Source organism: Hymenobacter fastidiosus (genome assembly GCF_039539565.1).
In the GTDB taxonomy this organism is placed as follows: Bacteria; Bacteroidota; Bacteroidia; order Cytophagales; family Hymenobacteraceae; genus Hymenobacter; species Hymenobacter fastidiosus.
This window is the reverse complement of the sequence record NZ_BAABDJ010000006.1, coordinates 252,857-276,001: the sequence shown is the minus strand read 5'-3', so window position 1 is coordinate 276,001 and position 23,145 is coordinate 252,857. Positions and strand designations below refer to the sequence as shown.

General features: G+C 62.5%; 21 protein-coding genes. 7 read left to right on the top strand and 14 right to left on the bottom strand.

What is annotated here, in order from left to right; translation table 11 throughout:
• Positions 1 to 27: 27 nt before the first annotated feature.
• From ABD833_RS04705 to ABD833_RS04690, 4 genes are all read right to left on the bottom strand, one after another.
• Complete coding sequence (locus tag ABD833_RS04705) at positions 28 to 1,575, bottom strand: hypothetical protein (RefSeq protein WP_345071313.1); 1,548 nt, start codon at positions 1,573 to 1,575, stop codon at positions 28 to 30.
• A gap of 132 nt (positions 1,576 to 1,707) precedes the next feature.
• Entirely contained in the window at positions 1,708 to 2,115 is a 408-nt protein-coding gene (locus ABD833_RS04700; protein ID WP_345071311.1) for an EVE domain-containing protein, read from the bottom strand.
• A gap of 40 nt (positions 2,116 to 2,155) precedes the next feature.
• Positions 2,156 to 2,557: a hypothetical protein gene (locus tag ABD833_RS04695; protein ID WP_345071310.1), complete on the bottom strand. Its 402-nt coding sequence runs from the start codon at positions 2,555 to 2,557 to the stop codon at positions 2,156 to 2,158.
• Positions 2,558 to 2,651: 94 nt separating this feature from the next.
• The gene (locus ABD833_RS04690; protein WP_345071308.1) at positions 2,652 to 3,053 is read right to left on the bottom strand and encodes a hypothetical protein; all 402 of its coding nucleotides are present in this window, start codon (positions 3,051 to 3,053) and stop codon (positions 2,652 to 2,654) included.
• Positions 3,054 to 3,242: 189 nt separating this feature from the next.
• Here ABD833_RS04690 and ABD833_RS04685 point away from each other — a divergent pair, with 189 nt between their 5' ends.
• The 3 genes from ABD833_RS04685 (at position 3,243) to ABD833_RS04675 (ending at position 6,753) form a co-directional block, all read left to right on the top strand.
• Complete coding sequence (locus ABD833_RS04685; RefSeq protein ID WP_345071307.1) at positions 3,243 to 4,982, top strand: DNA polymerase/3'-5' exonuclease PolX; 1,740 nt, start codon at positions 3,243 to 3,245, stop codon at positions 4,980 to 4,982.
• A gap of 172 nt (positions 4,983 to 5,154) precedes the next feature.
• Positions 5,155 to 6,219, top strand: coding sequence for a glycosyltransferase family 9 protein (locus ABD833_RS04680; protein WP_345071306.1), 1,065 nt, complete (start codon positions 5,155 to 5,157; stop codon positions 6,217 to 6,219).
• Between the two features lie 90 nt (positions 6,220 to 6,309).
• The gene (locus ABD833_RS04675; RefSeq protein ID WP_345071305.1) at positions 6,310 to 6,753 is read left to right on the top strand and encodes an OsmC family protein; all 444 of its coding nucleotides are present in this window, start codon (positions 6,310 to 6,312) and stop codon (positions 6,751 to 6,753) included.
• A 170-nt stretch (positions 6,754 to 6,923) separates the two neighbouring features.
• Here ABD833_RS04675 and serS read toward each other — a convergent pair whose 3' ends face one another.
• Complete coding sequence (gene serS, locus ABD833_RS04670) at positions 6,924 to 8,198, bottom strand: serine--tRNA ligase (RefSeq protein WP_345071304.1); 1,275 nt, start codon at positions 8,196 to 8,198, stop codon at positions 6,924 to 6,926.
• Between the two features lie 532 nt (positions 8,199 to 8,730).
• Here serS and rho point away from each other — a divergent pair.
• On the top strand, positions 8,731 to 10,887 hold the full coding sequence (rho, locus tag ABD833_RS04665; protein ID WP_345071302.1) for a transcription termination factor Rho: 2,157 nt from the start codon (positions 8,731 to 8,733) through the stop codon (positions 10,885 to 10,887).
• Between the two features lie 70 nt (positions 10,888 to 10,957).
• Here the strand turns inward: rho and ABD833_RS04660 are convergent, their stop codons facing one another.
• Complete coding sequence (locus ABD833_RS04660) at positions 10,958 to 11,692, bottom strand: hypothetical protein (RefSeq protein ID WP_345071301.1); 735 nt, start codon at positions 11,690 to 11,692, stop codon at positions 10,958 to 10,960.
• Positions 11,693 to 11,860: 168 nt separating this feature from the next.
• On the opposite strand from ABD833_RS04660, the gene ABD833_RS04655 reads away from it, so the two are divergent.
• Complete coding sequence (locus tag ABD833_RS04655; protein WP_345071300.1) at positions 11,861 to 12,529, top strand: DsbA family protein; 669 nt, start codon at positions 11,861 to 11,863, stop codon at positions 12,527 to 12,529.
• A 217-nt stretch (positions 12,530 to 12,746) separates the two neighbouring features.
• Here ABD833_RS04655 and ABD833_RS04650 read toward each other — a convergent pair whose 3' ends face one another.
• The 4 genes from ABD833_RS04650 to ABD833_RS04635 all read right to left on the bottom strand — a co-directional run bounded on the left by ABD833_RS04650 (position 12,747) and on the right by ABD833_RS04635 (position 15,256).
• Positions 12,747 to 13,061 carry a hypothetical protein gene (locus tag ABD833_RS04650; protein WP_345071298.1) on the bottom strand — a complete coding sequence of 105 codons (315 nt, stop codon included), beginning with the start codon at positions 13,059 to 13,061 and terminating at the stop codon, positions 12,747 to 12,749.
• Complete coding sequence (locus ABD833_RS04645) at positions 13,021 to 13,380, bottom strand: hypothetical protein (protein ID WP_345071296.1); 360 nt, start codon at positions 13,378 to 13,380, stop codon at positions 13,021 to 13,023. The genes ABD833_RS04650 and ABD833_RS04645 overlap by 41 nt, the downstream gene beginning before the upstream one ends.
• A gap of 83 nt (positions 13,381 to 13,463) precedes the next feature.
• Positions 13,464 to 14,345 carry a UbiA family prenyltransferase gene (locus ABD833_RS04640; protein WP_345071295.1) on the bottom strand — a complete coding sequence of 294 codons (882 nt, stop codon included), beginning with the start codon at positions 14,343 to 14,345 and terminating at the stop codon, positions 13,464 to 13,466.
• A gap of 89 nt (positions 14,346 to 14,434) precedes the next feature.
• Complete coding sequence (locus ABD833_RS04635; RefSeq protein ID WP_345071294.1) at positions 14,435 to 15,256, bottom strand: class I SAM-dependent methyltransferase; 822 nt, start codon at positions 15,254 to 15,256, stop codon at positions 14,435 to 14,437.
• 434 nt (positions 15,257 to 15,690) lie between these two features.
• Between ABD833_RS04635 and ABD833_RS04630 the strand changes: the two genes are divergently transcribed.
• A complete protein-coding gene (locus tag ABD833_RS04630) occupies positions 15,691 to 16,074 on the top strand; it encodes a hypothetical protein (RefSeq protein WP_345071293.1) in 384 nt (127 codons plus the stop codon).
• A gap of 31 nt (positions 16,075 to 16,105) precedes the next feature.
• On the opposite strand, the gene ABD833_RS04625 is transcribed toward ABD833_RS04630, so the two are convergent.
• Positions 16,106 to 18,073 (bottom strand): IPT/TIG domain-containing protein, encoded by a 1,968-nt coding sequence (locus tag ABD833_RS04625; RefSeq protein ID WP_345071292.1) that lies wholly within the window; start codon positions 18,071 to 18,073, stop codon positions 16,106 to 16,108.
• A gap of 319 nt (positions 18,074 to 18,392) precedes the next feature.
• Here ABD833_RS04625 and ABD833_RS04620 point away from each other — a divergent pair, with 319 nt between their 5' ends.
• Positions 18,393 to 20,699, top strand: a complete 2,307-nt coding sequence (locus tag ABD833_RS04620; RefSeq protein WP_345071291.1) for a transglycosylase domain-containing protein — start codon at positions 18,393 to 18,395, stop codon at positions 20,697 to 20,699.
• A gap of 225 nt (positions 20,700 to 20,924) precedes the next feature.
• Here ABD833_RS04620 and ABD833_RS04615 read toward each other — a convergent pair whose 3' ends face one another.
• From ABD833_RS04615 to ABD833_RS04605, 3 genes are all read right to left on the bottom strand, one after another.
• Entirely contained in the window at positions 20,925 to 21,842 is a 918-nt protein-coding gene (locus tag ABD833_RS04615) for a TIGR01777 family oxidoreductase (RefSeq protein WP_345071290.1), read from the bottom strand.
• Positions 21,843 to 21,933: 91 nt separating this feature from the next.
• A complete protein-coding gene (gene folE / locus ABD833_RS04610) occupies positions 21,934 to 22,611 on the bottom strand; it encodes a GTP cyclohydrolase I FolE (RefSeq protein ID WP_345071289.1) in 678 nt (225 codons plus the stop codon).
• Entirely contained in the window at positions 22,604 to 23,011 is a 408-nt protein-coding gene (locus ABD833_RS04605) for a 6-pyruvoyl trahydropterin synthase family protein (protein WP_345071288.1), read from the bottom strand. Before ABD833_RS04605 ends, folE begins: the two co-directional genes overlap by 8 nt.
• Positions 23,012 to 23,145 lie beyond the last annotated feature (134 nt).

Genomic DNA, 23,145 nt, shown 5'->3' with positions numbered 1-23,145 from the left:
TACGCCGATGGCCGGTCGCCGGTCGGCTTATTTGAAGGTAACGGTGTTGAGGAAAAATACGTCCCGGTCCAGCCCCCCATCTACGCGGACGTGCTGGTAGCCATAAGCCAGAAACCGGTTGCCGTACCAGGCCCGCATCCCACTTTCGCTCGTAGCGCTCGGGCGTTCCTGGTCGTTGGTAGACGAAACCTGAATCGGGACGCTCAAGTCGTTGGGGGAAGACACCGTGCGGTCAATAATCTTGTAGCGGATCACGTTGTCGTCGAGGTACGCCAGGGCCAGTCGCCGGCCATCCAGCAGGGGCCGCAAACGCACCGTTTCCAGCAGGTCGCGGTGACGCACGTCCTTCAGCACGAAGGTGTTGTCCCACAGTAGATTGCCGCGTCGGTCAAAGCCACAGATGATGGCGTGGGTGGTAGTGTAGCCATCGAAGTTGCGGGTGGGGCTCATCATAAAGCTATAGCCGTAGGTATCGTAGCGGTAGTGCGGATAGTAGACCTCGGCTACCAGCACGTAGCCGTTCTGAAAAGGGACCAGATCGTGCATCAGCAGGCGGTAGTGCAGCCGGAACTGGCCCGCCGCCGCCCGCCGCCGCGCCCCGCGCTGGCGGAACCGGGCTTCCCGGGCGGGGTGCATAAAATCGAAAAAGTGCTTGAGGTTGAAGAAATCGTAGAAGCGCAACGACTCGCGGGCCCCGGTGGGCGTCACGCCCGCGGCCAGGTCGGTGGCAAACAAGCCCTGCGAGTAGCGCGGGTCCCGGAGCGTGTACGTGCCGGTCAGCAGCCGCTCGGTGGAGTCGCCGGGGCTGATCTGGGCCGTCAGCAGGCCCCGGTCGCTGGCGGCTTGCACGTATTCGGTGCGCAGCAGCTTGCCCTGGGCCGAGAGCTGCTTCACCTGCAGGCGCGACTTCACCCCGTTGGTCTGGCTTAACACAAATTTAGCGCGCTGGCTCACCGAGTCGGCCAGGAAGGTAAGCTGGGTTGGAATCTGCTCGTACACCGAGGGCAGGAATTGCTGTTGACCCGTGCGCAGGTTCAACAGCAGTACCGTTACGTGCTGGTCCACCTGCACCGTGGCGAACAGGTTTCCTCCCAGGGCCTTGAGCTCATAGATTTCGTCGCTGACCCGGGTGTCAAACGTCGTGGTACTGATTTCGCCGGTGCGGCTGTTCAGGGCGGCTACCCAGATCTTGTGGGCCTGCGTGTCGTTCTGAAACAGCGCATACACCATGGCCTCTTCGGCACAGATTTCCGCGAATTCATACCCCCGGGGCACCTCCAGCGGCCTGGTCCAGCGGGTCTGTAGCGCATGGTCCAGCTTTTGGAAGCTGAAGTTAGACCGTCGCGCCGTGAATACTTCGCGCTCAACCAGCAGCACGGCACTGCTGTCTTCGGCCAGCGGTTGCACCTGTACCGCGCTGGTATAGGCCTGGAGCGGCAGCTCGAACCGGGCCGACTGCGCGGGAGCATTGGCCGGCAGGGGAGGGTTAACGTGCGGCCGACGCTGGGCCTGGCCCACGCCCGGACCACCCAACAGCAGCAGCAGTAGCAACGGCGCGAGTAAAACGTGTTTCATAGCAGGTGGAGCCACTTGCTGCGTGGCGTCAAGTAAGATACGACGAAGCCGCGGCAAAGTAGCGGCTTCCCGGTCAAATTCGCGGTCCGCCCCGACCATAAGCAGCGCCCCCCGGAGTGCAGCCGACCAGGGCTAGCTGCCCAGCTCCAGAATCGTATCGAATTCCTCCGCCTGCAACGGCATCACCGACAGGCGCGACTGGCGCAACAGGCCAATCTGAGTCAGGCGGGCATCCTGTTTTATCTGCTCCAGGCGGACGGGGTTGGGCAGCACCTGCCGGGGCTGGAGCGCTACGGCCACCCAGCCACTCCCGGCTGCGGCCGTGGTATCGGGGGTGGCCGAAGCCGCTACCTCCGCAATACCAACGACGGCTTTTTCGGTCACGCTGTGGTAGAACAGCACCAGGTCGCCGGCCTGCATCTGCTGCAGATAGTTGCGGGCCTGAAAGTTGCGCACGCCGGTCCAAGCGGTGCCGCCGTCGCGGCTGAAATCAGCCCAGGAATAGGCGGTGGGTTCCGATTTTACGAGCCAGTACTTCATGGCCGCAAGCTACGCAGGAAACCGGGTGCCCGGCCCTGTACTACGGCAAACGCCGGACGCGCAGCACCTCGTTTTCGAGAGAAACAAGCTGCAGACTATAGCTGCCGGCCGGCGCGTTGGGGGTGATGCGGAACCGGTCGGGGCCGGTGGTCTGCCAGCGGCCGGGGAAAGTTGCGGTACCGTCGACGGGGCTTGGACCGTAACCCGTGAAGACGTTGCCGGCATCGAAGCGGAACCCGTCCCGGGGCCAGGATGCCGGAAACGCGGAGGTTTCGGGGCGGTACACCCGGATGTCGCTGCCCGGCTGCGCGTCCTCGTGCGACTCCAGCCAGGTGCGGCCGATAATGCGGGACTGCAGCGTAGCCGGCGCGGCCGGCGCACTTTCCTTTTTACAACCGCCCAATAACCCCAGCGTCAATAGCAACGAGAGCAGAACACGCATGGCAACCCCAAGGATTAAGATGAAACTATATCCTCTGGATTGCCACTCGCGCGGAAAGGTTGCACGGCGGGGCGCCGGCCGGCCGTAGAAAAGACTACTCCAGCCGCCGCACCTTCAGCACGTCTTTATCCAGCGACACGATTTCGAGGGTGTAGTCCGGGTCGCGCTTGTCGTCGAGGCTGATGATGACTTTGGCGCTGCCGCTGGCTTTCCACTGCCCTTTGCGCCCTTCAAGGCCATCGGTGGGGGCAATGTCGAACTGGGTGAACAGGCCGTTGTGGTCGAACTGGAAGCCGGTGCGGCCCCGGGCCGGCGGAAAGGCGTAGGTGTTGGGCCGGTACACGCGCACGTCGCCCTGATCTTCTTCCTGGGCGTGGAGCCAGGTGCCTTCAAGCTGTTTCATCGAGGGAGATTGGGCGGCAGTCTTCGCATCGGGGTTGCAGGTGCCCGCCAGCAGCACCGTGCTCAGGCAGGATAACAGAAGAAACAAACGCATAGGGCAAAACGCAAGAAGAGAGGGGCAAAAACCAGGACCGGCCCCGCCGGGGACGTCGCAGCGAATGTACGCTATTGCCCCTTACCTTTGCCGCCCGCCCTTTTACTGGTTTTTGGTTGGTGGTTTTTGGTTTTTGGCCGTAGGTCACTGACTAAAACCAAAAACCAAAAACCACCAACCAAAAACCAAGTGGACAACCGCGCCCTCATCCGTGCCTTCCGCCTCACCGCGTCGCTCATGGAGCTGCACGACGAAAATCCGTTTAAAATCCGGGCCTACGAAGGCACCGCCGCCGTGCTCGAACGCCTGGAAAGCCCCGTGGCCGACATGGACCGTACCGGCCTGCCCGACCGCACCGGCCTGAGCAAGACGGCCGCCGCCAAAGTAGCCGAGCTGCTCGATACGGGTACTTTTCCGGAGCTGCAGAAGCTGCTCGACACCACCCCGGCCGGCGTGGTCGAAATGCTGAACATCAAAGGCATCGGCCCGAAGAAAATCCGCTCCCTGTGGCGGGACCTCGGGCTGGAAAGCATTGATCAGCTGCGCGAGGCCGCCGAAAACGACGAGGTGAGCAAGCTGAAGGGGTTCGGCAAAAAGACCCAGGACCTGATTCTGGCGGCCCTGGAGTTCAACCAGGAAAGCCGGGGCAAGCTGCTGTATCCGCACGCCGAAACGCTGGCGGAGGAGCTGACCCGGCACCTGCGCGAAGCGCTGAGAACGGAGCATGTAGCCGTGGCCGGGGAAGTGCGGCGGCGGCTGGAAGTGGTCGAAACCGTATTGCTGGTGGCCGCCACCGCCCAGCCCTGGCAGGCCCATGAGCTACTGAATACGATGGAGGGCCTCACGGCCGACCCTGCGCGCTCGGGCCCGTTTGCCTGGCGCGGCACGGCCATGGCCTCGGGCGTGAAAGTGGAGGTGCAGCTGGTAAGCCAGGACGATTTCGTGAACCAGCTGTTTCTGCTCACGGCCACCGAAGCCCACCTGAGCGAGCCGCTGGGCGGCCCGATAGGGTCGTTGCGGCAGCTGGTGAAGCGGGAGCGGTTTTATCAGGAAGCCGCCATTTATCAGACCGCGGGCCTGCAATACGTGGAGCCCGAGCTGCGCGAAGGACTGGGGGAAGTAGCCCTGGCCCGGGAACACAAGCTGCCCACGCTGCTGGAGGATGCCGACCTGCGCGGCTCCCTGCACAACCACAGCACCTACTCCGACGGCAACCACACTCTGCGGCAGATGGCCGAGTTTCTGCGCGCCAAAGGCTACGGGTACCTCGGCATCTGCGACCATTCGCAGGCCGCGCACTACGCCAACGGCCTGCCCCCCGAGCGGGTGCGCCAGCAGCAGCGCGAAATCGACCAGCTCAACCAGGAGCTGGCGCCGTTCCGCATCTTCAAGGGCATTGAAAGCGACATTCTCTCCGACGGCGGCCTCGATTACGCGCCTACGGTGCTCGAAAGCTTCGACTTCATCGTGGCCTCGGTACACAGCAACCTGCGCATGGACGAGCGCAAAGCCACTGAGCGGCTACTGCGGGCCATTGCCAACCCCTACACTACCATGCTGGGCCACCCCACGGGCCGGCTGCTGCTGCGCCGCGAAGGCTACCCCATCAACCACAAGGCCGTCATCGACGCCTGCGCCCGGCACCAGGTCATCATTGAAATCAACTCCAACCCCTGGCGCCTCGACCTCGACTGGCGCTGGGTGCGCTACGCCCTCGACCAGGGCGTGCAGCTCAGCATCAACCCCGACGCCCACCACACCGACGGCTACGCCGACATGCGCTACGGCGTGATGATGGGCCGCAAGGGGGGGCTGACCAAAGAAATGACCTTCAACGCGCTGACGGCCGAGGAAATGGCGGCCTACTTTGCCCGGCGCAAAGCCGGTATCAAGCCCGCCGAGGAATTCAAAGCCACGCTATTCGGGTAAATCAGTTGCCAGTTGCCGGTTGTGTGTTGCCAGTTGTGTGTTGCCAGTTGCCAGTTGCCGGTTGTGTGTTGCCAGGTGTGTATTGCCAGTTGCCAGACATTATTATTGAACAAACTCGAAACTGACAACGCACAACTGGCAACTGGCAACCGGCAACACATAACGGACCCCTATGAAAATCCTCGTTCTGCGCTTTTCCTCCATTGGCGACATCGTGCTGACTACGCCGGTGGTGCGGGCGCTCAGCCAGCAGGTGCCCGGGGCGCGGGTGCACTTTGCCACCAAACCCGCCTACCGCGGCATCGTGGCGGCTAACCCGTACGTGACCAAGGTGCATTGCCTCACCGGCTCCCTCGGGGAATTGGTGGCGGAGCTGAAAGCGGAGCGGTTCGATTACGTAGTCGATTTGCATAACAACCTGCGCACAGGCCTTATCAAGCTGCGCCTGGGGGTGAAATCGAGCAGCTTCGACAAGCTGAATCTGCAGAAATGGCTGCTGGTCAACCTGAAAATAGATCAGCTGCCGCGGGTGCACATCGTGGCGCGCTACCTGGCCGCCGCCGCCCCGCTGGGGGTAACCGACGACCGGCAGGGCCTGGATTATTTTATCCCCGAGCAAGACGAGGTTGATCTGGCCGCGGCCCTGCCAGCCACCTTTCAGCGCGGCTACGTGGCCTTCGCCATCGGGGCCCAGCACGCCACCAAACGCCTGCCGGTGGAGCGTATCATTGAGCTCTGCGCCCTGTTGCGGCGGCCCATCGTATTGCTCGGCGGCCCCGAAGATGAAAGCACCGGCCACGTGGTTGAGCTGGCCTTCGAGCGCAACGTGCCGGCGGTAGTGCCCGCCCCACCCCGCCTGCCCGACAGCCCCTACTACTTTCCCCCTCCAGTGGGGGAACCCACGCAGCTGACAAGTATTTATAACGCCTGCGGTAAATTTTCCCTGAACCAGTCGGCTTCCCTGGTGCGGCAGGCCGAGCTGGTGGTCAGCCACGATACGGGCCTGATGCACATTGCGGCCGCGTTTCAGAAGCAGATTTTCAGCGTGTGGGGCAACACTGTGCCGGAGTTTGGTATGTATCCTTATCGCAGCGAGTTTCGGGTGCTGGAAGTGCCGGGCCTGTCGTGCCGGCCCTGCTCCAAGATTGGCTATGCCGAGTGTCCGCAGGGGCATTTTAAGTGCATGCGCGAAATTAAGTTCGACCTTAACCTGCCCCCCGCGCGGGACGGCCGCTAAGCCGGGCCGGCAACCCCGGCCGGGCTCGCGGGGTTAAACGAAACGGAGTTTTTGCTTTCTTGCGGCTTATCCTCTTCACTTTCAGCCCAGATGACGGAACCGGACAACCAGGCAGTGGTCGTAAAAGTAGGCCCCGAGGCCCTGGTCGCCGACGTGCAGGCAGGCCGCCACACGTATTTCGTGGATGAGCCGGTGCCCGTCGGCGGGCAGGACCGGGGCCCCACGCCCTACGATCTGCTGCTCTCGGCCCTGGGCGCCTGCACGGCCATCACCCTGCGCCTCTACGCCACCCAAAAAAAGTGGCCCCTCGAAGGTATTGAAGTGCGGCTGAGCCACCAGCGGGTACACGCGCAGGATTGCGAGCAATGCGAGCAGTCGGGCCAGATGCTGGAAGAAGTCCGGAAAGAGCTGCGCCTCATTGGCCCGCTCTCCGACGAGCAGCGCCAGCGCCTGGAAGCCATTTCGCAAAAGTGCCCGGTGCAGAAAACCCTGATGAGCAGCCTGCGCATCGTCACGCGGCTGGTGGCCGAATAGCGGCTGCCCGTCCTGGCGAGCGAAGCGCGGCAATCCGTTCCGGCCAATGAGCAGAGGGTGGAAAAGCAAATAGCCCCGACGTAATGCATACGTCGGGGCTTTTGGGATAACAGCGGTTTTCGTGTTGTTCAGGACGGATTGCCGCGCTTCGCTCGCCAGGACCTATTGCGCTACCCAATTTTCTCAAACCCGCAGTAGGAATGCAGTGCTTTCGGCAGCTTAATACCATCGGCCGTCTGGTTGTTTTCCAGCAGTGCCGCCACGATGCGGGGCAGGGCCAGCGCCGAACCGTTGAGGGTGTGCAGCAGCTGCATTTTGCCGCCTTCGGCGCGGTAGCGCAGCTTGAGGCGGTTGGCCTGGTAGGTTTCGAAGTTAGAGGCTGAGCTTACTTCCAGCCAGCGCCCCTGGGCCGCGCTCCACACTTCCAGGTCGAACGTCAGCGCGGAGGTAAAGCCCATGTCGCCGCCGCAGAGGCGCAGCACGCGGTAGGGCAGCTCCAGCTTCTGCAGCAGCCCTTCGATGTGGGCCACCATGCCTTCCAGCGCGGCGTAGCTGTTTTCGGGCTGGGTGATCTGCACGATTTCCACTTTGTCGAACTGGTGCAGGCGGTTGAGGCCGCGCACGTCGGCACCCCAGGAACCGGCTTCGCGGCGGAAGCAGGGCGTGTAGCCGGTGTTGCGGATTGGCAGCTGCTCGGCGGCAATGATTTCGTCGCGGTACAGGTTGGTGATGGGCACCTCCGAGGTCGGAATCAGGTAGAGGTTGTCCTGCTTGTCGTGGTACATCTGACCTTCCTTGTCGGGCAATTGGCCGGTGCCGTAGCCACTGGCCTCGTTTACCAGAATCGGGGGCTGAATTTCGTCGTAGCCGGCGTCGCGGGCCTCATCCAGGAAGAAGTTGATCAGGGCGCGCTGGAGCCGGGCCCCCTGCCGCTTGTACACGGGAAAGCCCGCGCCGGTAATCTTATTGCCCAGCTCGAAGTCGATGATGTCGTACTTTTTGATCAGCTCCCAGTGGGGCAGGGCATCGGCGGGCAGCTCGGGAATGGTGCCGCCTTCGCGCACCACTTCGTTGTCGGTGGCCACGCGACCTTCGGGCACGCTGCGGTGGGGCAGATTCGGTAGCTTGTAGAGCAGCTGCTGGAGCGCTTCCTCCACCTGCGTCAGCTCATCGCCGGCGGCTTTGGTATGCTGCTTGAGCTCGGCGGTGCGCATTTTCAGCGTTTCGGCCCCGGCCTGGTCGCCGCTTTTCATCAGGCCGCCAATCTGCCGGGCCAGCTCGTTGGCTTCGGCCTGGGCCGAGTCGCGGCTGGTTTGCAGCTCCTTGCGGCGCTGGTCGAGGCCCAGAATGGCGGCCACGTCGGCTTCCGCCGTTTTATAATGCTTCTTGGTCAGACCGGCTACGACCAGCGCGGTATTTTCTTTCAGGACGGAAACTTGCAGCATAGGGCAGAAAACACGAATTGGAACGTCGGCAAAAGTAGTTTTTTTTGAGAAGGGCCCGCCGTAAAACCTCCGGGCCCGGGGCCAAAGGGGCCTGACCAGGGCGTATTGGCCTCCTGACCCGGCACCCCGGTTTCAAAAACGAACCAAGCTGCCGGGCCCGCCGTTGAAGTAGCGGCCGCACCACCGGGATTTGCCGGCGGCGGCGGGGCCAGGTCAGGGGGCCGGGCTCAACCGGCCGCCGGTAGAATGACTACCCGACAGCCAGTTAAAAAATCGGCATCCCGTTTGGCGGTTCCGGCGTATTACGCTAACATTGCGTAAGTAAACCGGCCGCTGATGCCGGACCCGGAGTTGCTTTTGCTCGCGTACGGTCCGAATTATCTCCAGCGCCTCCCCGTACTACCCCCGTTTCTCGTTCCGAATTTTCAGTGCTACGCGCCGCCCCGCGGCGGCCCTCTTTTGTCCGGATTGGCCTGTGTTGCTCCGTGTCGGCTTCGTACCCGCTCGTTTTCTCTCCCCCCCGTTTTAGTGTATGTACAATATTGAAGAGTTGAAGGACCGTTTGCTTTCCGAGCTCAAGGAAATAGCCGAAAAGCTGAATGTTGGTAACTTCAAAAAACTCAGCAAACAGGATCTGATCTACAAGATTCTCGATCAGCAGGCCATCACGCCAACTGACAAGCTCCCCAACAAAGTGAAACTGGCTGACGAAAAGCCAGTGGCCGTCCCGTTGGCTTTTTCCGATGTGGCTCCCGCCGCTACGCCGACCCCGGCCCCGGCGGCCCGCCCGGCCCGCCGCGAACCGGCTTCTCCCCGCGCCGCCGCCACGTCCCGGGCTACCCGCTCGACGCCTCCGGCCGCGGTAGCCGTACAACCCCTCAAACCCGCGGCTGCGGCCGCAGCCGCTCCGGCTCCGGTAGAGGCCCCGCTCGTAGCGGAGATGCCCTCGGAGGCTACCCCAGCGGTAGCCGTCAACGGGGAAGCCGCTGATAGCGCTGCCCGGCCCGTAAAAGTATACCAGCGCCCCGAGCGCCGCACGCGCACCGACCAGCGCCGCGATGAGGAACCGGCTGCCGTGCTCCCTGAGGACCCGGAAGCGCCGGTGGTAGTGATGCCCGAAGCACCAGCCCTGACGCCCGCGGTTTCTGCTCCGGAAGCCGCGGCGGAAACCGCCGCGCCCGCGCCCACCATGGCCCCCTTCGTGTACCGCGAGCCGCGCCCCGAAAATGGCACCGGCCGCGATGGACGGGACCAGCGCGACCCCCGCGACGGGAACCGGGAGCCCCGTGAAAATGCCCGCGAGCCGCGCCCCGAAGCGTTGCGTAACGATGCCCCCCGCGAAGGCCGCGACCAGGGTCGCCGCGAAGACCGCCCGCTGCGGGCCGACGCCCCGCGGGAGGGCCGCGAGCCCCGCGAGCCCCGCGAGCCCCGGGAGCCCCGGGCCGACCGGGAGCCGCGCGAGCAGGGCCGCCGCGAAGACCGCTTCGCCGCCCGCGACCAGCAGCGCCAGGCCCGCCAGGGAGGCGAGCCGGGTCAGCAGAGCCAGCCGCCCCGCGCCCCGCGCAACGACTTCGATATCATTATTCCCGGCGAAGGCACCCTGGAGATGATGCCCGATGGTGGTTACGGCTTCCTGCGCAGCCCCTTCTACAACTACCTGGCCTCGCCCGACGATATTTACGTATCGCCGGCGCAGGTGAAGCAGTTTGCCCTGAAAGCCGGCGACACGGTGAAGTGCACCCTGCGGCCCCCGCGCGAAGGCGAGAAATACTTCGCGCTGGTGACCGTGGAAGGCATCAACGGCCGCACGGTGGAAGAGGCCCGGGACCGGATTCCGTTCAGTCACCTCACCCCGCTGTTTGCCGAGGAGCGCCTGAAGCTGACCACCAAGTCGACCCAGCTCAGCACCCGCATCATGGACCTGTTTGCCCCCATCGGCAAAGGCCAGCGCGGCCTGATTGTGGCCCAGCCCAAAACCGGCAAAACAGTGCTGCTGCAGGAAATTGCTAACGCCATCAGCGAAAATCACCCCGAAGTGTACCTCATCATCCTGCTGATTGATGAGCGCCCCGAGGAAGTGACGGACATGGCCCGCTCGGTGAAAGCCGAAGTACTCAGCTCCACCTTCGACGAAACCGCCGACCGTCACGTCAAAATCGCCAGCATCGCGCTGGATAAGGCCAAGCGCCTCGTGGAGTGCGGCCACGACGTGGTGATTCTGCTCGACTCCATCACCCGCCTGGCCCGGGCCTACAACACGGTGCAGCCGGCTTCCGGCAAAATCCTGTCGGGTGGGGTAGATGCCAACGCGCTGCACAAGCCCAAGCGCTTCTTCGGCGCGGCCCGCAACGTGGAGAATGGCGGCTCGCTCACCATTATTGCTACGGCCCTCATCGAAACCGGCTCCAAGATGGACGAGGTTATCTTCGAGGAATTCAAGGGTACCGGCAACATGGAACTGCAGCTGGACCGCAAGCTGGCCAACAAGCGCGTGTTCCCGGCCATCGACATTCCGGCTTCCGGCACCCGCCGCGAAGACCTGCTCATGGGCAAGGAAGAGCTGAACCGCATCTGGGTGCTCCGCAAGTTCATGGCCGACATGACGGCCATCGAAGCCATGGAGTTCCTCAAGGACCGCATCAAGAATACCAAGAGCAACGAGGAGTTCCTGGTGTCGATGAACGGCTAGGCGACCAGCCTGACGCTACAATGACAAGCCCGTTTCACCACTGTGAAACGGGCTTTTTGCGTCGGAATGCTTACTTGTTGCCCGTCGGCAGGCCTTCCAGTACCAGCAAAACGCGGGTGCCGTCGAAGAAGCGGTAGTGCATTTCGGTGAACCCGTACCGGGGGTGAAAGTAAAAGTCGAGGTAGCTGTTGCCCAATCGGCTGTGCCGGCCTACTGCCTCAATCAGCCAGCAGCCGGCCAGGTCCTGGTTGCCATAGCGGCGGGTTGCCGGGGCTTTTACCTGGTAGAAGGGTTGTACGCTGCCTTTGAACGCGCCCCAGCCACCCATGATGAAAAGCCGGCCCCCGCGCCAGCTGCCGCCCGGGTGCAGATCAGCCGGTCTTACCTGCGGAAAAGGCGCCACCTCCGTGTAGGCGTACTGGTTGCTGCGGATGGGGTGCATCCAGATTTCCTGCGGGTTTTCGATTACCCCGGTCACCGTCGACTTGCGCCACTCGTAGGCCTGAGGCTGGCGGCCGGGCTGGTTTTGCGGATTGGGGCGGGCTGCGAAGGTCAGCGAATCGCCGGGACTATACCGATACTGGATGGTGCAGGCGGTCTGGACCTTGGGCTGCCCCGCCCAGGGCTGGCCGGAAGGCTGCATCGTTATCCGCTCCCGCGATAATGTGTCGCCGGCCGGGCTGATAAAAATGGCCTGGTAGTGATACGTCCGGCTGGCATTGAAGATAATCAGGCTGTCCGGGGCCGTCGGGCCGGGGCCCCCTAGCAGCGGCAGCGCCAGGGCGTAAGGAATAAGAGGGAGCATACTGGGTAGAGTAAGGAAAGGAGCCCAAAGGTTTGGTGAGCCGGGAGAAATACTTTCGGCCGCCGCTTCCCGCCACGGTTGTTTCCACTGCTCTAAAGCCTCCTCCGGCTTTGCCGGATCTTCGGCCGGAGCTGACAGTTCAGCGCCTGCCGCTACCTTTGCCCCACGATGGAACAAACCCCCGACCTCCCCGAAATCCTTTACCTCTTCGACCCGCTCTGCGGCTGGTGCTACGGCATGAGCCCGGTAATCCAGCGCATTCAGGCCGAATACGCCGGCCGCGTGACGGTTTCGGTGCTCTGCGGCGGTATGGTGACGGGTGAGCGGGTCGGGCCCATCGGGCGGGAATGGGACTACATCGGCGCGGCCCTGGAGCAAGTGGAAAAGGCTGCCGGCGTACAGTTCGGCGAGGCATTCCGGGCGCTGGGGGCAGCGGGTAGCAACGTGCAGGACTCGGAGCCGCCCTGCCGCGCCATCACCGTGTTTCGCCAGCTCGACGAGCAGCACCGCGCCGCCAGCTTTGCCCACGACCTGCAGCTGGCGCACTTCCGCGACGGCCAGGACCTGAACGACGTGGCCACGTATCGGCTGCTGGTAAGCCGCTACGGCCTGGATGCCGCCGAGTTTGAGCGGCGCTGGGCATTGCCGGAAACGGCCGTGGCCACGCAGAATGAATTTGCCGCCGTGGCCAAAATCGGCGTGCAGGGCTTCCCGACTACCATTCTGCGCGTGGGCAGCCAGGGGTATCTGCTGGCCCGGGGCTTTCTGCCCTACGCGCAATTCGCCGGCGGCCTGGAGCAGGCGCTCCGGCAGGCCGCGGAAGAAGCCGGCGCATAGCCTGTCGGGGACGCTTGCTGGCTCCTGCAGCGGCTGCAGGGCCGGGGTACGCTCCGGTCCGGCGGCTTTTTCAGCCGTCGGGCTGGTCGCCGCCAGAACAACCCGCCCGAACGAAACCACACCCGCTTATTTCGACCGGTCCGACGGTAGAAAAAGCCGTCGGACCGGAGCAAACGACCTGCACCCTGATCAGGCAGCAGCTTCATGAAAAGCGGCCTTAGCCCCCGAAGCCGGGCAGGTGCACCACCTGCTGCTTCAGTGGCGACCACGCCACGCGGCGCACATCCTCTTTGCCCACCAGATACTGAAAGCGGATAGACTGGGGTTGCTGCTGCAACTCATTCCAGGTGGCACGGTCGAGAGGGCCGGGCTGGTAGGCTTCCCGCGCGCCGAGGGCCGGCGTGCGGAAGTTCTTATCAGCAAAAAATTCGTCCATGCGCTTCCGGATGAAGGCTTCGCGCTCGGCCGGCGTGGCCGAGTTGGTTTTCATCTCATACACCATCGAGGCCTCTAGGTCGGCGGCGCCCAGCATTTCGCGGAAGATAACCTGCCCCCCCCGCGTCAGTGATGGTGAGCGTGGCCTCGCCACCCACTACTGATGAGCCCCGCAAAGTCAGCATAAACAGGTCGGGCGTGGTGGGGGAGGAGAACAGGTGGCGCTGCCGGACGACTTTGAGCGTGTCCGCCTGGGCCGAGACGGCTGGGGTGCGGGCCGTGTCCATGGGTTCCACGGCGGTAGCAGAACCGGCCGCCGGGGCGGCCGGGGTGGTGGTGGCAGCGGTTCCGGTCGAATCAGGCGATGAGCAGGCCCCGGCGAAAAGCAGCAGGGCAGCAAAGGCAGCGTAACGCATAGTCAGGGGAAGATGGATGTGCCGGGAAATACGCAGGCCGACGGCCGACCGTTGGCCACACCCCGTGCCAAAGGACCCGCCGCTTACCGCTGACCCAGCAGAAGCATGGCAATGAAGGCCGCGCTCAGACATAGCGACGATACCTGGTTCATGCGCATGGTGTGCTCGAAATCGGCGGCGGCGGCATCATGCCACACGGCCCAGGCCCAGCGCGAAAACAGGTAGACCACCGGCCCGGTCGCGACCAGGAAGATGAGCAGATTGCGCGTTTCGCCGCGCAGCCCGTAGGCCAGCGCCAGCACCGCGGCCCCCAGCAGCAGGCCAATGGCCGCGAAAATGAACGTGCCCCGCAGTCCCAGCCACAAGCTCAGCGTCTGGTCGCCGCGCTGCCGGTCTTCCTGGTGCTGATACACCTGGGTGAGCGGGTAGGAACCGCACAGAAACAGGGTGCTGACCAGTGCCAGCAGCAGATTAGTCGGCTCGGAAAGAGCGGCCCACGGCGTGCCGACGCCCACCTGCGTCATCAGGAACGTGAAGGCACCCTGAAATACCACTACCACGAACGTGCTCAGAAACGGGTACTTCTTAAGCCGGATACCCTCGTAGCTGTAGGCTTTGGAAATCAGCAGATACACCGCCACCAGCCCCGCAAACAGCGGGGACAGCAGCCAGGCGCCCAATACGGCCAGCGCATCGAACAGCCAGACCAGGTGAATCAGCTCCTCGGAAACTTTGGGTGGCGCTTTCAGGCCTCCAATGCTGCCTTCGTCCCGGTCGTAGTAGGAGTTGTAGCCGTTGGAGGCCGGGTAAGCCAGCAAGTGCAGCACCAGGAATACGCCTACGGCCCGGCCCGCATCTACCGGCCCACGCAGGGCGCTGAGCCCGAACCAGAACACCGGCATCAGGTAGATGGAAAACGGAATGCGCAGCAGCGGTAACGCCTTTTTGTAATGAGCAATTATCAATGAGCAATGAATAATTACGGATGAACAATCAAGGATGAGTAAGGAGCCGGTTTGTGGCGTCAGGGTACGGCCCGGCGGCAAGAAACCACTTATTGTTCATTGCTCATTGATAATTGCTCATTACCGCCAGGCCAGCCGAGCAGATAAGTCACTTCGGAGCGGGTGAGCGGGTTGCGTACCTTGCCGGCCTGCCACTCAAACTGCCCGTTCGGGTCGGCGCGGCGGGCCAGGGCCAGCAGCTGGTCCGGTGGGTACATGCGTAGCAACGAGACGGTACCGTCCCAGATGGTGCAGAGCGGAATGAGGGGCACCAGATAGGTGAAAAACAGTCGGCTCAGGCTGAAAGGCCGGATAAAAGGCGTGGTGACCAGCTGCACCACCGGCAGCACCAGTCCGGCCAGCACCAGCTCGTACCAGTGCTTGCCGGCGCCCTCGAAAATGCCGATGCCCGCGCCCTGCCGCACGGCATCGGCCAGCATGGCCTCGGCGGCGGCGGGCGGGAAGTGGTGAAACGCGGAAAATACGGTGCGGAAGCCCGCCATATTTGCGGGTACTGCCGTGGCATCCACCGGGGCGGGAGCGTACGTCAGGCCACCCTGGGTCCGCTCGGCTAAAAGCTGCCAGGCGGCGGGCTGCGGGTACAGGTCGGAAAGCGTAACGCGGACGTTGGGCAGACCAGAAGCCCGCAGGCTGCGCCACACGCCCTCGGTGCCACCCCCGGCCCCGGCGCACAGCTCCAGGATATCCTGCTGGCCGGTTCTGACCAGGGCCTCGCGCAGCAGCGGCACGATGGGCTGGTAGATGCGCAGCAGCGAGATGGTGAAGCGCAGGTAGTCCATCATGCCCGCCCGGATAACTTTGGGGAACCAAGACAAATCTTCAAACTCAAACAGCTGGCGGCGGAATTTCACGGGCCCAAGTACGCACAAAACCAGTTTGTGGCGGGGTGGTGCCACGACTTTTTTGGTCGTGGTACCACTATCGTTGCACGGCAGGCAGGCAGGCAGGCAGGCAGGCAGGCAGGCAGGCAGGCAGGCAGGCAGGCAGGCAGGCAGGCATCAGCAACGATAGTGGTACCACGACCAAAAAAGTCGTGGCACCACTCCAGCGGGGTTATCGAAATATTTTAATAGGCCTTACGCACTGGCCGCCCGCGTTGTCTGGCGCCTGGCCGATGCCGTAGACAGCTTCTTCCGGAAAGCGGGGTGGCGCTTTACGGACATTGCGGGCTACGGCGGGGTGGCGCTTTCCCCTGCTGGGCTGAACGGGCTGCTGCCAACCAAGGCGGCCGGCCGGCCGAACGGAGCAATTGTGCTAGCTTCCCGCTCCCACTACGCTCTGTTCTATGGCCCGCACTGCGCTGCTCGTTCTGCTTTTTCTCGCACTCATTATTGAGCTGACGCTAACCATCGGCGGATTTTTCGTGCCCGATAAGCTGCTGACGGGCTTCGGGGTAGGTATTTCCAACGATACGCAGTTTATGGGGTTTACCCTGGCCTGGCTGCTGCTGTTCGTGTCGTTGGTCGATGCCGTGGCCTTGTGGCAGGTGTGGCAGCGGCAGCCGCACTACGCCACGCTGTGCTACCTGCTGGGCTTTTGGTGGATGGGCATCGGGCTGGGCCTATACCTGGGCTACGGTCGCCTGGACAACCTGCTGCTCGATTCGGGCAAGGGTTTGCTCATCGTGCTGGCTACCTGGCGCAGCCAAATGGCGGCCCGGTTGGCGTAAGCCCGGTTTCTGCTCTCGGCAGTGCCTGCTTCTACTCGATGATAATTCGCCGGATAACCGGCGTTTGGCCCGTTAAACGCAGCGTGAGCACGTATACACCGGGTGCCAGAGCCACCAGCGGCACCCGGGTAGAGCGGCCCGAAAAGTTCTGGCGCAATGCCGTTTGCCCCAGCATGGTGGTGAGGCTTATTTGCGCCATGTGCCCGGCGGAAATGGAGCCTGGTAGTTCCAGATAGAGCGAGGCGTTGTGGCTGACGGGATTTGGCCAGACCCGTACGGCCGCGTCGAGGGCTGAGGCGGCAGCCAGGGGAATTACCTGAAACAACGATCCGGGCCCGCTACTGCCCGCCGCAGTCTGCACCGTAACCGGGCCGCTGCTTGCCCCGCCGGGCACCGTAGCCTGCAGCGAAGTAGCCGAGAAGACCGTGAAAGCAGGTGCTGGAATGCCGTTAAATGCCACGCCATTTACTCCAGTGAAGTTGGTGCCCGTAATGGTTACCGTCTGCCCCGGCGCGCCACTGCTCGGGGCTATGGCCGTTACGCTGGCTAGCTGACCCTTAACGAGACGGGCCAGAAAGCCGTAGCCGCGCGGGTAAATGCCGGTCAGCACCAGCGGGCCCATCGCCAGAGTGGCACTGCGGGTGATACCCGTCAGCCACACATTTTCCTGCGCATCCACGCTTACGTCGATGCCAGCTTCCATATAGCTGCCGGCGGCAGCCAGGGCCCACTGCCACTGCCCGGTCCCGCTCACCTTAGCCACAAACACATCGTGGTTGGGTACCTGGCCGGTATTAGTCAGTTCCGTGGGGCCGAACCGGGCCGGGGCGCTGTCGAACCAGCCGGTGACGTACGCGTTGCCGGCCGCGTCGAGGACAAGGTTGCCCGCCACTTCGGCTTCGGTGCCCCCGCCCGTGGTGGCCCAGAGCACGGTACCCGCGGGGGTCAGCTTGGCCACAAACACTTCGAAGGCGCCGTTGGTTGGCGTGAGGCTGAAGGGGCTGCTCGCGTCGGGCGTACCGTGGATATTGCCGTAAAGGAGGACGTTACCCGAGTTGTCTACGGCCACGGCGGTGCCGGAGTCGTAGCCGGGGGCACCTTCGCGGTAGGCCCACTCCCAGGCGCCGTTGCTGCTGAGCTTGGCTACCAGAGCGTCGGTGTAGCCTGCGTTGGTCAGCACGGTGGCGCCCAGGCTGGCGCTGGAACTGCCCAGCGAACCAGTCACGTACACGCTGCCTGCGGCATCAACGGCAATACCGGTGCCCTGCTCACTGTAGTAATTGAAGGAGAGGCGCACGCTCTGGGCGCCCCAGAGCCAGGTGCCGGCTGCCGACAGCTTGGCCACGAACAGGTTGGCTGGGTTGTAAGCTGAATTATTGGTGTTGGTGAGCGTGGTGGCGCCAATCTGGATGGTGCCGGTGCCAAACCAGCCCGTCAGGTACACATTGTTTTGAGCATCGACGGCTAGTGCCGTGGCCACAATCCCGCAGCTGCCTTCCACCTGCCGGGCCCAGACATAATTGCCGGCGGGGTCAATCTTCACCACGACCAGGGCGATGCCGCTGCCGGTGGTAGTAAGGTGAATGGCGCCGAAATCGAGGCTTTCGCTGTAGCTGGTAGTGATGTACACATTGCCAGCGGCGTCGAGCGCCAAACTGCGCCCGGACCAATCAAAAGCCGGGTGTTGGAGTGCCCACTGGCAGTTGCCGTTCTGATCCAGCTTGACCAGATAGCCGGTTGGCAAACCGCCGGGCGAGGTCAGGGTAAAAGCCCCAAACTGCACCGTGCCGGCAAAATTTCCTTTCAGATAGGTACTACCCTGAGCGTCGGTCACCATGCCCTGGGGCTCGGAAGTGGAGTAGCCGGAATTGGTAGGGCCACCGGCGTACTGGATTAGGTTGACGACGGGCGCCGCACTTTGGGCCTGGGATACGGTAGTAAGCAGATAGCTGGCCAGCACGAAGATCAGGCGCAGCAGATTGGGTAATCGAAATTTCATAAGCAATCTGGGAGTAGAAGTAAGGCTAATTCCGCCGGGCCAGGCAGTGAGTAAAGCTACCAACCCGGCGCCAATAATATCGGGCCGCCGCCGCTTCGCAGCCCGAATTACTTCCGGCGCGGGTCAGGGGCCGGTCCTGAAAAGGGTAAATAGTGGGGCCGCCGGGATAGGAGCACGCATAGGCCGTACCTATCTGGTATATTTACGGTCTAGTTGCCGGGGCTGAGGCCTCACCCAGCTCAACCTGCTCCGAATGTCCGCTCCCGCACAGCCGAAAACAAACGCCGTTTCCCGTCCGCCGCGCCGTTGGCCCAACATCATGGCACGCACCGTCTGGGGCTTTTTCGTGGTGTTTCTGGGTATCTTCCTGCTCTACCCCATTCTGGTGAAGAGCAATTTCCTGTTCCTGTTTGGTAAGTCGCCGGGGCTGGAGGAGCTGGAAAGCCCGCGGGTGGAGCAGGCCTCCGAGCTGTACACCGCCGACGGCGTGCTGCTGGGCAAGTACTTCCGCGAAAACCGCGCCCCGGTCGCCTACAACAAGATTTCGCCCCTGCTCATCAAGGCCCTCATTGCCACCGAGGACGTGCGTTTCTACCAGCATTCCGGCATCGACCTCACGGCCCTGGCCCGGGCCGTGGCGGGTGGCGGCAAGAACGGCGGCGGCTCCACGCTCACCCAGCAGCTGGCCAAAAACCTCTACAAAATCCGGCGCGGCGACCGGGGCCTGCTGGGTCACATTCCGCTGGTTAACATTCTGGTAGTCAAAACCAAGGAGTGGCTGACGGCCGTGGAGCTGGAGCGCCGCTACACCAAGGAGGAAATTCTGCGGATGTACCTCAACACCGTGGAATACGGCTCCAACGCCTTTGGTATCAAGGTAGCCGCCAAGACGTTTTTCAATACTTCCCCCGACAGCCTGCTGCCCGAACAGGCCGCCATGCTGGTGGGCGTGCTCAACAACCCTACGGCCTTTAATCCACGCTTCCACCCGGAGGCGGCTCTGAAGCGTCGCAACGTGGTGCTCGAGCGCATGGGCCAGTCGGACGTGCTGCCCGCGGCCACCATTGCCGCGCTCCGCAAAGCGCCCATCGTGCTGCACTACCGCGTGGAGAAGCACATCGACGGGCCCGATACGTACTTCCGCGGGGCCGTGAGCCAGTACGTGAACAAGTGGTGCGAAGCCAACGGCTACGACATGTACCGCGACGGCCTGCGCATCTACACCAGTATCGACTCGCGCATGCAGGCCCACGCCGAGGATGCTCTGGAAGACCGCATGAAGCGCCTGCAGCGCGACTTCGACAACTTCTGGCGCAACCGCGGCGGCAACCCCTGGGTGGATGATGAAGGCAAAGAAATTCCGAACTTCATCGAAACCCAGATGAAGCGCACCGACCAGTACAAGCTGCTGGCCGCCCGCTACCGGGGCCAGCCCGCCCGCCTCGATTCGGCCCTGCACGCCAAGCGCCCCATCAAGGTGTTTACCTGGAAAGGCGACGGCGACACTACCCTGGTGCTTTCCCCGCTCGACTCGCTGGCTTACTACAAGCACTTCCTGCACGCGGGTATGATGACCATGGACCCCTTCACGGGCCACGTGAAGGCCTGGGTGGGCGGCATCAACTACCGCTTCTTCAAATACGACCACGTGAAGCAGGGCCGCCGCCAGGCCGGCTCCACCTTCAAGCCCTTCGTATACCTCACCGCGCTGGACAACGGCTACACGCCCTGCGACCGGGTGCGCGACCAGCGGGTGACCATCAACTACGTCGAGAATGGCAAGTCCATGGAGTGGAAGCCCGACAACGTAACCCGGGAGTACACCGGCATCAACATGACCCTGCGCCACGCCATGGCCCGCTCGGTAAATTCCGTAACGGCCCAGCTCACGGAGAAAGTAGGCTGGGAGAACGTGGCCAGGTACGCCCACAAAGTCGGTATCACCTCGCCGCTGCTGCCGGTGCCCAGCATCGGCCTGGGCTCGGGCGGCGACGTGAGCGTGTACGAGATGGTGGACGCCTACAGCACCTTCGTCAACAACGGCTTCCAGAGTGAGCCCCAGTTCGTGACCCGCATCGAAGACCGCAACGGCAACGTCATCAAGCAGTTCGACCCCAAGCAGAAGCGCGCTATTCCCTCCGAAACGGCCTGGCTGATGCTGTATATGCTACGCGGCGGCATGGACGAGCCCGGCGGCACCTCCCAGGCCCTGTGGGACTATGAGCTGTGGCGCAACAACAACCAGATCGGCGGCAAAACCGGTACTACCTCCAACTACTCCGACGGCTGGTACATGGGTGTGACCAAGGACCTCGTGACGGGCGTGTGGGTAGGTGGCGAAGACCGCAGCATCCATTTCCAGGGTTCCCAGCAGGGCGAAGGCGGCCGCATGGCCCTGCCCATCTTCGGGGCCTACATGGAAAAGCTCTACGAAGACCCCGCGCTGGACATCACCATGGGCCCGTTTCCCAAGCCCACGGCCAAAATCAGCAAGAAGTATATCTGCGTATCCGAGTCGGAGCCCCGGCGGCAGCGCGTGGAAGCCGTGGATACCATTGCCACCGATAACCTGCTGGAACAGCTCAACACGGAAGGCACCGCCGTGCCCGACAGTCTGAAGCTGTAGATCTGTCCTTGCTTTGGTCCTCGCAAGGACACACTGGAATTGTTTCCAACTACTAAAAAGCAGGCGTCATACTCATCGAAGCGTAGCGGAGTCGAAGTATCTCGCCTGCTGACGGTGCAACGGTATGCCGACGAAGCGAGCGAGATGCTTCGGCTTCGCGGACGCCAGATGAAGCATGACGTGCTGTTTTTTGGGTGTTTTAGTATTTGGGAACAGGTCTACTGACTACTCCTCCTCCCCGTAGAACGACTCCAGCGCGGGCTTCAGCTGCGGATACTCGAACTTGAACCCGTGCTGAAGGACTTTGTCGGCACTCACGCGCTGGGAACCCAGCACGATTTCGCTCATCTCGCCCATCATCAGCTTCAAGCCGAAAGCGGGTACTTTGGGCAGTACCAGCGGCCGGTGCATCACCTCGGCCAGGGTTTCCGTGAATTGCTGGTTGGTTACCGGATTGGGCGCTACGGCGTTGTAGGTGCCCTGCCACTGCGGCTCTTCCAGCGCCTGGATGAACAAGCGGCACAGGTCGTCGAGGTGAATCCAGGACATAAACTGCTTGCCCGAGCCGAGTGGGGCGCCAGCCAGCATTTTCACCGTGCGGGCCAGCGGTACCAGGGCGCCGCCTTCCGTGCTGAGCACAATACCGATTCGCATCAGCACCGTGCGGATACCGAGTTCCTGCACCCGTTGGCCGGCTTTTTCCCACTGCTGGGATACATCCACCAGAAAATCGCTGGCCGAAGCCGGCGGAGTTTCTTCGCTCACCAATCGGTCGCCGCTGTCGCCATAGATGCCAATGGCGGAAGCCGACAAAAACGTGCGAACACGCTGGGTGGGCTTAGCCAGCTCGCGGGCTATGAGGCTGGTGCCCTGCAGGCGGCTGGTCAGAATATCGCGCTTGCGCTCCTCCGTCCACTTGCCATCCGACACGCTGGAGCCAGCCAGATTGATGATATAATCGGCGTAGGGCACGGCGGCCTCATCGATAGTCCCGGCTTTCGGGTCCCAGCGGAAGCTGCGGTAGCGACTCTGGCTGGGGTGGCGGCTCAGAATGGCTACTTCGTAGCCGGCATCGATGAGCATATCGGCTAAGCGGGTGCCGATAAGGCCGGTGCCACCGGTAATGAGGACTTTTCGGGACATGCGAGGTCAGCGGGGCTGGAGCAGGGTGCAAAAACGGTGTTACGCAAAACGGGCTGCAAGCTAACAGCTAACCAGCAAACGGCCACGATTTTTACTTCCCGATCAGGCGCAGAAACTCCGTGCGCAGGGCCTGGTCGGTTTCAAAGACTCCGCCATACTCGGCCGTGAGCGTGCTGCTGCCCGTATCATTTACCCCCCGGCTCATCACGCACAAATGGTCGGCTTCGATAAGTACGGCTACGTTGTCGGTGTGCAGGGTTTGCTTGAGCTCCTCCGCAATCTGGCGGGTGAGGCGCTCCTGCACCTGCGGCCGGCGGGCGTAGTACTGCACTACGCGGTTCAGCTTGGAAAGTCCCACGACACGCTCCCCAGGCAGGTAGGCCACGTGGGCCTTGCCCATAATGGGCACGAAGTGATGCTCGCAGCAGGAGAAAACCGTAATGTCGCGTTCCACCAGCATCTGCGAGTAGGCATAGCGGTTTTCGAACAGCTTCACGTCGGGGCGGTGCTTAGGGTCGAGGCCCTTAAACCACTCGTGCACGTACATCTTGGCTACCCGGCGTGGGGTTCCCTGCAGGCTGTCGTCGGTCAGGTCGAGACCCAGCAGCTGCATGATCTCGCGAAAGTGCTCGGCGATGCCCGCAATTTTGGCTTCATCAGACAGAGCGAAGGCATCAGGGCGGAGAGGGGCCCGCAAATCAACTGATAAGTGGGTGTCGGGAAGGCCGGAGCCGTCCACAGTGGAAGCCGCAGGGGCGGATTTATCCATGGTATTCTACAAAGTTACGGTCCGTCTCATAGAGCGTGACCGACAAAGCCAGAGGTGCCTCAAGATGAGGACGCAAGCGGTTCCAGATGACCACGGCAATATTTTCAGCCGTCGGATTCAGCTCCCGAAAATCACTGGTGTCAAGATTCAGATTCCGATGATCAAAGGTATCCAGAATCTCGCGCTTGATCAGGTCACTCAGACGCTTCAGATCATACAAGTAACCGGTTTCAGGGTCAACTTCGCCGGTCAGACGCACAATCAGCTCGTAGTTATGGCCGTGATAATGAGGGTTGTTGCACTTGCCAAAGATGCGTTGGTTTTGCTCGTCGCTCCACGCGGGATTGTGCAAACGGTGAGCGGCATTGAAGTGTTCTTTTCGGCAGACGGTGATAGGCATAGTCGTTACGGAACCCGCCATAGTTGATTTTGTTTGGTACCGCGGACAGGCTTCATTGTACGCATTACCTGATTTTTAACCAAGTATTTCGGTTTTACTTTCCGGATTTGAATAAAATAGATATATGATATAAT